Genomic DNA, 16,135 nt, shown 5'->3' on the forward strand with positions numbered 1-16,135 from the left:
TTTCTGTTAGGTTATCATCGAAAACAACAATTAAACTCTTATGAAAAAAGTATTCGTTATTCTTTGTATCAGCGCGGCTTTTGCTGCCTGTGGCGGAAATTCATCAAAAAACACCGGTGGCAGCGACAGTACCCAGGGTGCAAATCAATCTGCTAAAGCGGCAAATTCTGATGCAGATACAGTTGTAGCTAAAACCGGTACCGAATCAACAGGCGGTTCTGCAGGTTCAGCAACCGGCGAAAAATTAATAGCAACGTTAGATTGCAGCACCTGTCATAAAGTTGATACCAAAGTTATCGGCCCTGCATTCCAGGATATCGCTAAAAAATATGATGCTTCACAGGCTAATATCGATATGCTTGCCAAAAAAATCATCAGTGGCGGCAGCGGTAACTGGGGCAACATAGCCATGACCCCGCACCCTTCATTACCTGAAAGTGATGCCAAAGAAATTGTACAGTACATTTTATCATTAAAAAAATAATAAGGGTAATTAAATCCGACCTTAAAGTATAATTATGACTATCGGAATTAGGGTAAAACTTTCAACAATGATGTTCCTGGAGTTCTTTATCTGGGGCGCGTGGTTTGTAACAATGGGCACTTATTTAACGGTTACGTTAAAAGCTACCGGAACGCAAAATGCTGGTGCTTACGCAACGCAATCATTAGGTGCCATTATCGCTCCTTTTGTGATCGGACTTATTGCTGATAAATACTTTTCGGCACAAAGGATCCTGGGTGTACTGCACCTGTTGGGCGCTGCCTCACTTTATTATGCAACTACCATAGCTGATTTTGATAAGTTTTACCCTAATATCCTGTTTTACATGATCATTTACATGCCAACACTGGCACTGGTAAATTCGGTTTCATTTAAGCAGATGCAAAACCCCAGTAAGGAGTTCCCTTTAATCAGGGTGTTCGGCACAGCCGGGTGGATCGTTGCAGGGATAGTTATCGGCTTATTAGGATGGGAGAAAAGCGGAACGCTTGTGCTCACCTTCAAAATGGCATCAATAGCATCTCTCATATTGGGTTTATTGAGCTTTACATTGCCTGATACCCCTCCGGTAAAAAGAGGGCAGAAGACCACATTTGGCGATATCATTGGCTTAGATTCAATCGGCTTGTTAAAAAACAGGTCGTATTTAATTTTCTTTTTGGCGTCGGTAGCTATATGTGTACCATTGGCGTTTTACTACAACTTTACCAACCCTTTTTTAAATGAAGTGGGCGTTAAAGCCGCTGCCGGTGTACAGGCCATGGGGCAGGTATCCGAGCTGGCGTTCATGGCAGCGATGCCTTTGTTTTTTGTGCGGTTCGGTGTAAAAAAAATGCTGGCTATCGGTATGCTGGCCTGGGTACTGCGGTATATATTCTTTGCCTACGGCGACGCAGGTTCAAGCTACTGGATGCTTATTGCGGGTATAGTAATGCATGGTATCTGTTACGATTTCTTCTTTGTAACCGGGCAGATCTATACCGATAATTTAGCGGGCGAGCGTTTTAAAAGCGCGGCCCAGGGCTTTATTACCTTAGCAACTTATGGCGTAGGAATGCTTATAGGTTCGTACATTTCAGGCCCTATTGTTGATCATTGGAAAGTATCAGATACATCACATAACTGGCAAACCATTTGGCTTATACCGGCAGGTATTGCCGCTGTGGTATTGATATTATTCCTCGCTTTATTTAAAGATAAAACAAGCATGGCCACAAAACCAGGTTTGGATATTCAGGAACCATCAGCACAAACCGAAATATAATTATGGCATCAAATCAAAACAGGCGGTCGGCTATTAAAAGCATGATCGCGGGCACGGCCGCAATTGGCGCGTCGGGTGTATTATCTTCATTTACCACCGAAACTGAAAAACATATGCAGGCTGATGATAAGCTCAAAGGCAATATTAACCATGCTGTATGCCGCTGGTGTTACGGCGATTTTACGGTAGATCAGCTTTGTGCCGCCGCTAAGGATATCGGCATAAAAGGGATCGACCTGGTTGGCCCTTCAGACTGGCCTACACTAAAAAAATATGGCTTGTTCTCCTCAATGTGCAACGGTGCCGAGATCAACCTTACCGATGGTTTTGGCGATAAACAGTTTCATGCCAAGCTGCATGAAAACTATACCAAAATGATCCCGCTGGTGGCAGAAGCCGGTTATAAAAACCTGATCTGCTTTAGCGGCAGCCGTCGCGGTAAAACCGACGAGGAAGGCTGGAATAACTGCGTTGAAGGCCTTAAACCTATGGTAGCCCTTGCCGAAAAACACAACGTAATATTGGTAATGGAACTGCTGAACAGCAAAATTGACCATAAAGATTACCAGTGCGACAGGGTAGAGTGGGGCGCGGAACTTTGCCGCAGGCTCGGTTCGGAAAACTTTAAATTGCTGTATGATATTTATCACATGCAAATTGATGAAGGCGATGTGATCCGCAATATCCGCGCTAATCATCAGTATATCGCTCATTACCATACCGGCGGTGTTCCCGGCCGTAACGAAATTGATGAAACACAGGAACTTTACTATCCGGCCATTATGCGTGCCATTGTTGAGGTAGGGCATAAGGGTTTTGTAGCGCAGGAGTTCATCCCGAAACAGAAAGATAAAATAGCTTCGCTTAAAAAGGCGGTGCATATTTGTGATGTTTAAACCTTACATCACCTTATCACTCTAAAAAGCTAAACTAATAAAACAAATACATGACAACCAGAAGAACATTTTTAGCACAAGCCGGATTAATGGCAGCAGGCGCAATGCTTGCACCGAAATTGGTATCGGCGAAAGCTTCAAATAAAGTGGGCCTGCAATTGTATAGCCTGCGCGATCAATTACCCAAAGATGTAAAAGGTGTTATTGCACAAGTGGCAAAAGCCGGTTATAATGAGGTTGAAACCTTTGGCTTTAACAAAGAAACAGGATATTGGGGATTAAAAGGTAAAGAATTTAGTCAGCTATTAAAAGATAATGGCTTAACAACTCCAAGCGGTCATTACGGACTGGACGAATACTTTGGCTCTGGTAAAACTGACGACCTGAACGCATACATTGAGGTTGCCAATACCATTGGCCAGTCGCACATTATTATCCCTTCTTTAAACCACAACTTTATTAAAACGGTTGACGACTGCAAAGGCGTTGCCGAGAAAATGAATAAGATTGCCGAGATACTGAAAGCATCGGGCTTAAAATTAGGTTACCATAACCACAACTTTGAGTGGGCGCCTGTCGGTGATACTACTTTTTACGATGTAGTACTTAACAACACCGACCCTAAACTGGTGGCCATGGAAATGGATCTTTACTGGGTAGTACGCGCCGGTAAAAACCCGGTTGAGATTTTTGAAAAACACCCCGGCCGTTTCGCTTTTGTGCATGTTAAAGACAGGGATAAAACCAATGCCGAACTAAATACAGAAATAGGTAACGGTGATATCGACTTCAAAACCATATTGGGTAAAGCTAAACTTGCGGGCATTAAGCACTTTATTGTTGAGCAGGAAAACTATACCAATATTGATCCGTATGTGAGCATTGCAAAAAGCGCTTCATATCTTAAAAATACGCTTCACGTTTAAACCAATTATTTTAGAGAGATGAAATATCCATTAATACTAACCGCCCTTTTAGCAGGAAGCTGCTTCATGGCAAACGCGCAAAATGCCAAACCTGAAGACACCGAGATTTGGGAACCGGTACCTAAAGTAGTTACGCCGGGCAAAAATTTAGGCGATGCCCCTTCAGACGCAATTATTTTGTTTAACGGTAAAGGCCTTGACGAGTGGGTTTCTGTTGAAGATAAAACCCCGGCTAAATGGCTGGTTAAAGGTGATGTACTTACCGTAAATAAAGCTACCGGTAATATTGAAACCAAAAGAACTTTCAGCAATTACCAATTGCATATTGAGTGGAAAGTGCCTGCTAACATTACAGGCAGCGGGCAGGCCCGTGGCAACAGCGGCGTGTTCTTAGCTTCGATAGGTAAAGGTGATGCAGGTTATGAGCTACAGGTTTTAGATTCGTACGAAAACAAAACTTATGTTAACGGCATGGCAGGCAGCTTGTATAAGCAAGTGATCCCACTGGCAAACCCTGGTCGCAAACCCGGCGAGTGGAATGTTTATGATGTAATTTGGACCGCTCCTGTATTTAACGAAGACGGTTCATTGAAATCGGCAGCAAGGGCTACCGTATTTTTCAATGGCGTGTTGGTTGAAAACAACTTTGAGCTGCTTGGTCCTACTCAATACATCGGCAAACCATCTTATGAAGGTAAAAAACATGGCCCGTCGCCAATTAAGTTACAGGCCCATGGCGATAAGAGCGAGCCGCTTAGCTTCCGCAATATTTGGGTAAGAGAGCTGTAAACAACGCTGCTATTGTTGAAAATATGATGAGCCTCCTGGTAATGCCGGGAGGCTTTTTTTATGGTACCGTATTTAATATTCTAATGGCAGAATCTACGGTTGCTCAACGCTGTATTCGTTTTATATATAATCTATTTACTAATTAGCTTATTAGCTTTAGTTTGGCGCATTCCGCTTTCAGTTTTATATGATTGGTTTTTTTTGTCAACATTAAACTTATAAATATTATAGCCGTATAAGCTAACTATAAACCATTTCTGTTTCTCTTTTGGAGCGGATTTTCAGGAACATTAAAACTCAACACAGCCTGTTATTTTGAATATCTATAAATATTTGTTTGTTGTGGTTGCCTTGCTGAGTGCCCGAAATGGGTTTTCGCAGGATAGGAACCTTAAGTTTGAACATATCGGTACCCGGGAGGGCTTATCACAAATTAATGTAAGTACCATAATTCAGGATAGCCGGGGTTTTATGTGGATAGGTACCCGCGACGGCCTTAACCGGTATGACGGGTACGGCTTTGTGATATATAAGCACAGTATCCAGGATGATAATTCATTAAGCAGTAACCTGATATCAGATATTGCCGAAGATAAAGAGGGCAACATATGGCTCGCTACACTTTTTGGCCTAAATAAACTCGACCGTAAAACAGGTAAGTTTATACATTACTTTCATGACAGCGCCAATTCAAACAGCATCTCGAGTAATTTTGTAAACAGGCTGATATTTGATCATGATGGTATTTTATGGATAGGCAGCCAAAAAGGCGGGCTCGACAGGTTTGATATCTACCAAAATAAATTTACCCATTACAAACACAACGAGGCCGACCTGTCGTCATTAAGTGACGATGATGTTACCGCGTTAAAGGAAGACTCCAAACACCGTTTATGGGTTGGTACCCTGAGCCACGGCCTTAACCTTTTTGACAGAAAGAAGGAAACTTTTACACGATATCAAAGCCAGCCGGGGGTAAATACCAGTATTTCAGGAGGGTATGTAAGTACTATTTATGAAGATATTGCGGGCAGGTTATGGGTAGGAACCGAAGATGGCGGGCTTAATTTATTTGACCCGGGAAAAGGCACATTTAAACATTACCTCCAGAATAAAAAAGATTCGGGCACCATCTCGGGCTATACTGTTTTGGCATTAAGCATGGACCTGAACGGTAATTTGTGGGTAGGTACCGAAAATAATGGCGTTAATATCCTGAACCCGGTTACCGGAAAAATAACAGGCTATAAGCATGATGATATTGACAGGGGCAGTATGAATGGTAATTCCATTTACAGTATTTGCCGGGACAGGATGGGTAATATGTGGCTGGGGGCATTTAGTGGCGGTATTAACCTGTATAAGCGCAGTACCGAAAGCTTTTCGCATTTCAGGCATAGCTCATCGCCAAACAGCCTGGCCAATAATTTTGTACTTTGTCTGCATGAAGATCAGGATAGTAATATTTGGGTAGGTACCGACGGGGGCGGCGTTAATGTGTTTAACAAGGATGGTACTGTTAAACACTATGTGAATGATCCGGCTAATGCCAATAGTCTGGCAGGAAATTATGTATTGAACATCATCCAGGATTTTAAGGGTGACTTTTGGATAGGTACCTGGGCTGATGGCTTGTGCCGGTTTAATCCCACCACGGGCAAATTTACCGGCTTTAAACATGACCTGGCAAAACCCGGCAGCTTAAGTAATAATAATGTTTATGCCCTTACCCAAACCCGCGATAACCGCATTTGGGTAGGCACCTATAACGGCGGCCTCGACCTGTACGACGAAAAATCGGGTACATTTTCGGCTTTTAATTATGATCCTAATGATCCTAAAAGTATCAGCAGCGATAGGATCTATTCCCTGCTTGAGGATCATAACGGCAATTTTTGGGTCGGCACTTTTGATGCCGGCCTCAATTTGATGGATAGGAAAACAGGTACCTTCACCCGGTTTCAGCACGACGAGAGGCGTAACAGCATCAGCAATAACAGCGTCCCCGATTTGTTTGAGGATAGTAAAGGCCGCATCTGGATTAGTACACTTTCGGGGCTTAATCTATTTAACCCGGTTACCAAACATTTTACGGCGTTTACAACCAAAAATGGCTTACCAAGCGATGTTATTTATGCTGTGCGCGAAGATAAGTTGGGCACCATATGGGTTAGCACCAATAATGGCTTATCCAACTATGATCCGGTTAAGAACACCTTTAAAAACTATACTATTGAAGATGGTTTACAGGATGAAGAGTTTAAATCACATTCGGCCCTGCAAACTAAGGATGGCAGGATCTTTTTTGGGGGGATTAATGGTTTCAATTCCTTTACACCCGCACAGATCTTAAAACCATCCGCCTTTATGCCCCTGGTTATCACCAATTTTCAATTGTTCAATAAAACCGTGAAAATTGCTCTCGGCAAGGATGACCCATCTCCCTTGAAACAAGATATAAGTGATACCAAATCAATCAAATTATCCTATACTCAATCTGTAATTACATTACAGTATGCGGCGCTTGATTACTCTTCATCGGATAAAAAGAAGTACAGTTACATACTCGAAAACTTCGACACAGACTGGAACAACGTGGGAAGCCGGAATACCGCTTCATACACCAATTTGCCACCGGGCGAGTATACATTTAAATTAAAGTATCAGAATACGTCAGGGTTATGGTCGCCGCCTTCAGCGGGATTAAAAATTACCATTGTGCCGCCGTTTTGGTTAACCTGGTGGTTTAAATTAATTGCCGCGGCAACCATAATTGCTTTGGTATACTTTATTTTTAAATACCGGATTAAATTTCTGAAGGCACAAAAAACCGTACTGGAGCGCCAGGTAAAGGAACGTACCGAAAGCCTGGTAAAAATGACAGCGAATGAACGCCTGGCCCGCGAGGCATCAGAAAAAGCCCGTGAAGAAGCCGAAAGCGCCAATAAGGCCAAGAGTATTTTCCTGGCTACCATGAGCCACGAAATCCGGACACCTATGAACGGGGTTATCGGTATGGCAACATTGCTGGCCAGTACCCGGCTTACCAGCGAGCAGGAGGAGTATACCGAAACTATAAAAAATTGCGGCGATGCCCTATTAACGGTTATCAATGACATTCTTGATTTCTCTAAAATTGAATCGGGCAATATGGAGCTTGATGAAGAGGATTTTGACCTGCGTGATTGTATAGAAGGCGTTTTGGATGTTTTTGCCGAAAAGGCTTCGCGGTTAAATCTTGACCTGGTTTACCAGGTTGAACATAATGTGCCGGTACAAATTATTTCCGATTCGATACGTCTTCGACAGATCCTGATTAACCTGGTAGGCAATGCGGTGAAATTCACAACCCAGGGCGAAGTTTTTATACTGGTAGGGGTAAAAGAGCAAAAAGATGACGACCTTGAATTGATCTTTAAAATAAGGGACACAGGCATCGGCATTGCCGAGGATAAACTGGAGCGTTTGTTTAAGCCGTTTTCGCAGGTTGATTCAAGTACCACACGTAAGTATGGGGGCACCGGTTTGGGTTTGGCTATAAGCGAAAAACTGGTTAAGCTGATGGGTGGCGAAATCAGCGTACAAAGCGAAATAGGCAGGGGAACTACTTTCTCGTTCACCTTAAAATCAAAAGTGGGACAAAAGGTAAAACGAAATTACGTTTACCTTAACCTTACCGAGCTTGAAAACAAGCGTATTTTATTTGTTGATGACAATGCTACCAATCGCGATATAATTGACACGCAGCTGAGGCAGTGGAAATATGAGCCTGTAGTTGTGGCATCGGCAACTGAGGCATTGAAAGTGCTTAACGATCAGGATGAGCATGTTGACCTGCTGATAACAGATATGAGCATGCCCGAAATGGATGGCCTGCAGCTGGCTAAAGAAGTAAAACGGAAATTTCCTGAAATGCCCATTGTATTATTAAGCTCGATAGGCAGTGAACAAAGTAAACGGGAAGACAACATATTTAATGCGGTATTGACTAAGCCTACAAAGCATAATCTGTTACATAAGCATATTGTTGAGCAGTTAAAAGCCGGCAGCGGTATTAAAACTGAGTACCAGCAGGTACAAACAGCGTTTTCTAAGGATTTTGCTAAAAATTACCCCATGAGCATTCTGATAGCCGAGGATAATTTAATAAACCAGAAACTTGCTATGCATATGTTAAGTAAAATGGGCTATAGCGCTGATATTGCGGAAAATGGGCATGTTGCGTTAAATGCTATGGTAACAAAACATTACAGCCTGATTTTGATGGATGTACAAATGCCCGATATGGATGGTTTGGAAGCAACGCGCTTTATCCGCAGTAACATGCAGGACCAGCCGGTAATTATTGCCATGACCGCAAACGCAATGCCTGAAGATAAGCAGGCATGTATTGACGCCGGGATGAATGACTATCTGAGCAAGCCCATGAAACTTTCTGACTTAATGGAGATGCTTGAAAAATGGGGTAAATATATAAACGGACATAATGCAGGTTTAATGAATTGACATTATATTTACTTCGAAAATATAACGCAGTTATGAACCCTTTTGTTAAATCATCTATCGCTTTTTTTACCTGTTTATTTATCGCTGCAGTGGCATTGGCAAATGCACCGGCGCGTAATTATTATCAACTTAAAATATACCATTACAAAACCCAGGCACAGGAAAATACCATTGAAAAGTATTTACAAAAGGCCTATATACCTGCGCTGCACCGGGCCGGTATTAAGAATGTGGGTGTGTTTAAGCCTGTAAGCCAGGTAGATACCGCGAAGCTGTTATATGTATTTACACCCTTTCAATCATGGGATAAGTTGATGGGTATCGATCAAAAGTTACAGGCCGATGCGGCGTATCTTGCCGATGGAAAGGATTACATTGACGCCGCTTATAATGAGCAGCCTTATACCCGTTTGGAAACAATTATACTACAGGCGTTTCCGGGCATGCCTTCAACAGCGGTGCCTAATTTGACCGCTAAAAAAGCCGATAGGGTTTATGAATTGCGTAGTTATGAAAGTCCTACCGAAAAATATAATGTCAATAAGGTAACCATGTTTAATGTGGGCGATGAAATAGGCCTGTTTAAACGGCTTGGTTTTAATGCCGTTTTTTATTCGGAGGTTATTGCGGGCAGCCATATGCCTAATTTAATGTACATGACCACTTTTAACAGTAAAGAAGACCGGGACAAGCATTGGGACACTTTTGGTAAAGATGCTTACTGGAAAACGCTTTCGGCTAAAGCTGAGTACCAGCATAACGTTTCCCATGCTGATATTATCTTTCTGCGCCCGGCAGATTATTCTGATTTTTAAGCGAACTTCTTGCTAATGAGCTTGATCTACAGGTGAATTTTTCGTCCCCTCAGGGTCTCTCGCAGAGGACCCTGAGGTATACGCCATGCTTATTCGCCGTTCTGGATAATCAATCCGGTAGATATTTAAATTGCGGTGAATTGCATTTTTAGTGTGCCAGAGGTACACAACATCTCCGCCAGGAACAACTCAACGGTATAAAAATAAATCAGCGGAATCAACGCGATCAAAAAAGAATCAACGGTCGGTATTGAATATTTTGTCCGATATCGATCACTTTTTTAAAAGTTGAAAAATATAACTTATTGATATTTAATGTTTTAATATTGGTATAGCTCTTGCAAAACCTTATCCAAATTTATCACAATGGATAAGGAAATTACACTTGAAGTTACAGCTGCCAAACGCAAAAAAAGCGCGGTTATCATCATTATCAGCATAGCTGTTTTGGTGCTTGCCGTAATGCTTTTGCGCGGATATATTAAATCAACCATTACCAGGGCCGAGATTACAACCGCCAAAGTTGAAATCGGCAATATCGAAAATACCATCAATGCTACCGGCGAGGTTTTGCCTGAGTTTGAAGAGATCATCACCAGCCCGATAAATGCATCTATCAAGAGTGCGCTGATGGATGCGGGTAATAAGGTCAAAGCCGGCCAATCGATATTAACGCTGGATAAATCGGCTACCCAAACCGATTTTGAAAAACAAAAGTTTCAGCTCGAAACCAAACGCACCGAGATCAGCAAACTCAAGCTTGATCTGAACAAAAGCTTCTACGACATTCAATCCAATAATGATATTAAACAACTCCACATCAGCAACCTTGCCGATGCCGTTGAAAATGCCAAACGCCTGTATAAAGCCGGCGGCGGTACCCGCGAAAATATTGAACAGGCCGAGCTGAACCTCAAAGTTGCACAGCTTGAAAAAAAACAGCTGGAAAACGAGATCAAAAGCAAGCAGCAAACCATGCAGCTGGAGATTAAAGAAGCTGAAATAGCGGCAGATATCCAGCAAAACGATTTGAAAGAATTACAACGTAAACTTGACCTGGCCAATGTGGTGGCAACACGGGCAGGAGTGATCACCTACGTAAACAAAAATATTGGCGCCAACATTCACGAAGGTGAAACCCTGGCACGGATTGCCGATCTGGGCAGTTTCAGGATCCAGGGCAGTATTTCTGATAACTCTGCCGATCAGCTGCATAGCGGCTTGCCGGTTATTGTACGGATCAATGATGCCCAGCTAAGGGGGCATGTAAGCAATATATCCCCATCGGTACAAAACAGCATCATTTCGTTTGACGTGCAGCTGGATGACCGGGCCAGCAAATTGCTCCGGCCCAACATGAAAGTCGACGTTTTTTTGGTGACGGCCACGCATAATAAGATCATGCGGGTATCCAACGGTCCGGCATTTAAAGGCCCTTCCGTTCAGGATATTTTTGTGCTGAACAATGGTAAAGCCGAACGCCGCACGGTACACATTGGTCTCACCAATTTTGACTATGTAGAGATCCGGGACGGCGTAAAACCCGATGATGTGATAATCACATCAGATATGAGCGAATATAAAAACTCGAAGGAAGTGACGGTAAAATAAGCATCAGCACCACCCAAACCCTCCCCAGAAGGGAGGGCTTAAAAGAGAGGGCTATAAAAAAGTCTCCCCTTCCGGGGGAGATTTAGAGGGGGTGGCTGTTTATTTAAAAAGATATTATCATGAAATTTCTATACACCATATTATTATTAACCATAACCGCAGGAGCGTTGGCTCACAGTGGCACCGATACCCTGCGGCTAACGCTGCAGCAGGTGGTTGACATGGCCAAGGCCAACTCAATAGCTGCTAAGCAGGCTGCTACCGTACGCGAAACCAAGTATTGGGAATACCGCACTTATAAATCAAACTACCAGCCGCAGCTGGCCTTAAGCGGTACTTTACCGGGCTATACCAAAACATTTTCGCAGGTGCAGCAGCCCGATGGCACTATACTTTTCCAGCCTATTCATAATGACAACTCGTCGTTACAACTTAACTTTAGCCAAAGTATTACAGCTACCGGCGGTACTATTTATGGTACCACACAATTACAGCGGTTTGATGATTTTGACAGGCATAATGTATTGTATAACGGTATCCCTTACGGTATAAATTATTCACAGCCGCTGTTTCAGTTCAACAGCCTTAAATGGGATAAAAAAATTGAACCTTTAAAGTTTAACGAAAGCAAGCAGGTTTACATTGAAGCCCAGGAAAAGATAGCGGTTGACGTGGAAGGGTACTTTTTTGACCTGCTGCTGGCCCAGGTAAACCTCAAGATTGCCGAAACCAACTTAACTAATACCCAGGGGATATTAAAGGTAGCCAACCTCAAGTATGAGTTAGGAAAAGTATCAAAAAACGAGATCCTGCAACTACAACTGGAAAAGATCAACGCGCAGAAAGCCGTTGGTACAGCCAGGCGCGATATGGAGATTGCTACACTGAACCTGCGCAGTTTTACGGGGCAGGAGGGGAGTGAGCGGATAGTACTGGTAGTACCGAAAAATATTAGCCAGATGACCGTTTCATCAGATAAAGTGCTGGCCGAAGCTTACGCCAACCGCTCAGATGCCATCGCTTTTTCACGCCGTATTGCAGAAGCAAAACGCGATGTGGCTAAAGCCAAAGGGCAAAATGGTTTAACCGCCACGCTTACCGCCAGCCTGGGCTTTTCAAATACAGCTACCAATATTCCTGATGTATACAAGAACCCTCAAAACCAGCAATTGCTGCAGGTACAGCTTTCTATCCCGATACTGGATTGGGGCAGGTCCAAATCCCGTGCTAAAACGGCTTTAGCCAACCAGCAGTTTACCGAGTATGCTGTTGAGCAGGATAAACAAACTTTTAAACAGCAGATAGTAACCCAGGTATCGCTTTTTAATGTAATGAAAGAGCAACTGGTTTATACCGCGCAGGCCGATAGCATAGCCGCCGAAAAATACCAGATAGCACGTGAACGCTACGTTTTAGGCGATCTGAGCATTACCGATCTCGGCATCGCCTTCCGCGAAAATGACCAGGCCCAGCGCGATTATGTAGCCGCCCTCCGTGATTTTTGGGGTGCTTACTACCAGTTGCGTTACCTTTCGCTCTATGATTTTGAAACAAACAAAAAAATCACCTATAACTAATTCAATATTTATTTTAACAGAAATCTAAACACATAAACGATAAAAATCACTAAATCACTAATTCATTAAATCAATAATTAATCACTCATGATACGTTTACAAAACATTGAAAAGGTATACCGTACCGATACCGTAGAAACCCTGGCCCTGAACAGCGTAAGCCTTGACATTGCCAAAGGCGAATTTTTATCCATCATGGGCCCCTCGGGCTGTGGCAAAAGCACCCTGCTTAACATCATGGGCCTGCTCGACGCGCCCTCAAAAGGACAGATCAGGATTGACGATCAAAAAACAGAAGGCATGAATGATAAGCAACTGGCAGCTTTCCGCAATAAAAAGCTGGGTTTTATTTTCCAAAGCTATCATCTTATTAACGACCTGCAGGTGCTTGATAATGTAGAGCTGCCGTTGCTTTACCGGGATACCACCGCCAAACAGCGCCGTGAGCTGGCTGCCGAAGCACTGGAAAAGGTAGGGCTTGCTAACCGTTTGAAACATTTTCCTACACAACTGTCCGGCGGTCAGCGGCAGCGTGTGGCCATAGCCAGGGCCATTGTAGGCAAGCCCGAAATTATTTTGGCCGATGAGCCTACCGGTAACCTGGATAGCGCCATGGGCAACGAAATTATGGAGATCCTCCTTAACCTTAACCGTAACGATGGTACAACCATAGTAATGGTTACGCACGATGAAAATATGGCGCATAAAACCCACAGGCTGGTGCGCTTATTTGATGGTGCACAAGTTCAATAATTAACCGGTTTTAACATTAGAAGTTATGCTTAAAAATTATTTAAAAATAGCCATAGCGGTACTCAAGCGCCGTAAGTTTTTTACGTTTATCAGCTTGTTTGGCATCAGCTTTACACTTACCATATTAATGGTAGTTACCTCTTTTGCCGATAAGATGTTTGGTCCTAATTACCCGGATAACAAGCGCGATAGGTCGTTATATGTGATTGAACATGAGGAGTTTGATGATAAAACGCAGGGGATGAATAAAGGGCCCATGTCGTTTTACTTCCTCAATCACTATGCGGCCAGTATGAAAACACCGGCAAAGGTCGCCATTTCATCAATGTTCACTTTTACCAATACGTATGTGAATAATAAAAAGATCAGTATCAGCCTGAAATTTGCCAACGCCGATTATTGGGATGTACTTGATTATCAATTTTTAGAAGGAAGACCCTTTACAAAACAGCAAATTGATAATGCCGAAAAGGTAGCAGTTATATCTGAAGATACACGGAGGGATTACTTTGGCGATATACCATCAGTAGTTGGTAAATACATCGAGGCAGATAATGTTAAATACCGGGTTTTAGGTGTGGTTAAAGATGTGCCTGCAACTTTGTTTACCCTTTATGCAGATATCTACCTGCCGTATACCGTATCTAAAAATGATTACAGGAATAAAGATTTCGGCGGCAACTATTCGGCTATTTTAATGGGAAATTCAAAAGACGATCTTCCTAAAATGAAAAGCGAGTTTGCAAATGTTATCTCCCGCATTTCGATGAAAGACAAGCAGTTTAACCACCTGTATTGTTATGCCGATAGTTATTTTAACACGCTTGTGCGTACTATGGCCGGTAGAAAGGAGAATTCCGGGATGGCCACGTTCGTTGTCATCATATCTATATTCGTTTTCCTGTTTTTACTGCTGCCAACCTTAAACCTGGTGAATATCAACATCACCCGCATTATGGAGCGTTCGTCGGAGATTGGTGTTCGTAAGGCATTTGGTGCTTCGTCAAAAACACTGGTTTACCAGTTTATTATCGAAAATATTATTCTTACATTTTTAGGTGGGCTTATCGGGGTGGTATTATCTGTTATTGTTATAAAAATAATTAACGGGGCCAATCTTATAGCCCATCTTGAACTTACTTTAAACTTTACCGTGTTGTTTTACAGCCTGCTCACCTGTATTTTCTTCGGACTACTATCGGGCGTATATCCGGCCTGGCGCATGTCGCGGCTCAACGTGGTAACGGCTTTAAAGGCGTAATAAAATCAATTGACATTTTAATCAAAATATTATGTTTAAGCACTTATTTAAACTAATCTGGAATAAAAAGAAACAAAACTTTCTACTTATTTCCGAGATGCTGATCTCCTTTATGGTGATTTTCGCAGTATTCACACTGGTTGTGTATTACTACAGTAACTACAAAAACGCTATGGGCTTTGACTATGACAAGGTTTGGGTAATTAATTATAGTAATTCTGTCAAATCAACCCGTGCCGATTCATTGAGCTTGTTTTATGAAACTTTAAAGCAAACTATAAAATCAATGCCTCAAATTGAGGATGCGAGCTTTGTAAGCAGTAACTCGCCCTTTTCGTTTAACCAAAGCAATGGCGGAGTTGAATATAAAAAGAGACATCTTAATAGCGTTGATTTTTTTACAGCGGATAATGATTATCCAAATGTTGTGAAAGTTAAAGTACTTGAAGGGCGTTGGTTTGGCAAACAGGATATAGTATACAAAAATAAGCCCGTGGTTATTAATCAATCGCTTAAGGAAGAGGTATTTGGAAAAGAAAGCGCTATAGGTAAGATTTTAGGTAATGAAAAAGATAAAGAAGCCGATAAAATGCGCATTATTGGCGTAGTGGCCGATATGAAAATAAGAGGCGATTATAAACCTGCCGGCCTTGGCCTTTATAATAGACTGGATACCGGCTCATTCAAGTGGATAGGTACTATACTGGTAAAGGTGCGCCCTACTGCCGACGCTGCTTTTGAAAGCCGTTTGTACAAAACCGTATCGAACGCCATGAAAGAGTCAAATGTAGAAATAGAGCATTTAGATAATAAACTTAAAAAGATAAATCAGGTATCCATTGTACCGGCCATCATTTTGCTTGTAGTGGCTACTTTTTTGATTATCAATGTAGCTTTGGGTTTGTTTGGTGTGTTATGGTATAATATTAACAAGCGCCGCTCGGAGATCGGGCTAAGGCGGGCAATTGGCGCAACTGGTAAATCGGTATCATGGCAACTGGTGAGCGAATCATTGATATTAGCTACAATATCATTAGTTGTGGGTTCGTTTTTCGCGGTGCAGTTCCCGCTGATGAATGTTTTTGATATGCCGGCCACCGTTTACATTATGGCTATTTTGTTGTCGGTTGTTTTTATTTATGCACTGGTGCTTCTTTGCTCATTGTATCCCGGCAAACAGGCTGCGGCTATTTACCCCGCTGTTGCTCTACACGAAGAATAATTACGATATT

At 42.5% G+C, this 16,135-nt stretch carries 12 protein-coding genes; all 12 read left to right on the forward strand.

The window, feature by feature from the left end; genetic code table 11:
* Positions 1–40: 40 nt before the first annotated feature.
* Positions 41–484, forward strand: a complete 444-nt coding sequence (locus IEX80_RS00720; protein ID WP_090524602.1) for a c-type cytochrome — start codon at positions 41–43, stop codon at positions 482–484.
* Positions 485–518: 34 nt separating this feature from the next.
* Positions 519–1,769: a nucleoside permease gene (locus IEX80_RS00725; protein WP_090524604.1), complete on the forward strand. Its 1,251-nt coding sequence runs from the start codon at positions 519–521 to the stop codon at positions 1,767–1,769.
* Between the two features lie 2 nt (positions 1,770–1,771).
* A complete protein-coding gene (locus IEX80_RS00730; protein WP_090524605.1) occupies positions 1,772–2,665 on the forward strand; it encodes a hydroxypyruvate isomerase family protein in 894 nt (297 codons plus the stop codon).
* A gap of 50 nt (positions 2,666–2,715) precedes the next feature.
* Positions 2,716–3,591, forward strand: coding sequence for a sugar phosphate isomerase/epimerase family protein (locus IEX80_RS00735; protein WP_090524607.1), 876 nt, complete (start codon positions 2,716–2,718; stop codon positions 3,589–3,591).
* 18 nt (positions 3,592–3,609) lie between these two features.
* Complete coding sequence (locus IEX80_RS00740; RefSeq protein ID WP_090524609.1) at positions 3,610–4,380, forward strand: 3-keto-disaccharide hydrolase; 771 nt, start codon at positions 3,610–3,612, stop codon at positions 4,378–4,380.
* Between the two features lie 315 nt (positions 4,381–4,695).
* Positions 4,696–8,886 carry a hybrid sensor histidine kinase/response regulator gene (locus IEX80_RS00745; protein ID WP_188831619.1) on the forward strand — a complete coding sequence of 1,397 codons (4,191 nt, stop codon included), beginning with the start codon at positions 4,696–4,698 and terminating at the stop codon, positions 8,884–8,886.
* A gap of 32 nt (positions 8,887–8,918) precedes the next feature.
* Positions 8,919–9,701 carry an NIPSNAP family protein gene (locus IEX80_RS00750; protein WP_188831620.1) on the forward strand — a complete coding sequence of 261 codons (783 nt, stop codon included), beginning with the start codon at positions 8,919–8,921 and terminating at the stop codon, positions 9,699–9,701.
* Positions 9,702–10,067: 366 nt separating this feature from the next.
* Entirely contained in the window at positions 10,068–11,312 is a 1,245-nt protein-coding gene (locus IEX80_RS00755; protein WP_188831621.1) for an efflux RND transporter periplasmic adaptor subunit, read from the forward strand.
* A gap of 119 nt (positions 11,313–11,431) precedes the next feature.
* Positions 11,432–12,889, forward strand: coding sequence for a TolC family protein (locus tag IEX80_RS00760; protein ID WP_188831622.1), 1,458 nt, complete (start codon positions 11,432–11,434; stop codon positions 12,887–12,889).
* A gap of 87 nt (positions 12,890–12,976) precedes the next feature.
* Positions 12,977–13,642 (forward strand): ABC transporter ATP-binding protein, encoded by a 666-nt coding sequence (locus tag IEX80_RS00765; protein WP_091175395.1) that lies wholly within the window; start codon positions 12,977–12,979, stop codon positions 13,640–13,642.
* 25 nt (positions 13,643–13,667) lie between these two features.
* Entirely contained in the window at positions 13,668–14,903 is a 1,236-nt protein-coding gene (locus tag IEX80_RS00770) for an ABC transporter permease (RefSeq protein WP_188831623.1), read from the forward strand.
* A 31-nt stretch (positions 14,904–14,934) separates the two neighbouring features.
* Entirely contained in the window at positions 14,935–16,125 is a 1,191-nt protein-coding gene (locus IEX80_RS00775; RefSeq protein ID WP_188831624.1) for an ABC transporter permease, read from the forward strand.
* The last annotated feature ends 10 nt before the right edge of the window (positions 16,126–16,135 follow it).

The organism is Mucilaginibacter rubeus, assembly GCF_014643835.1.
Lineage (GTDB): Bacteria > Bacteroidota > Bacteroidia > Sphingobacteriales > Sphingobacteriaceae > Mucilaginibacter > Mucilaginibacter rubeus.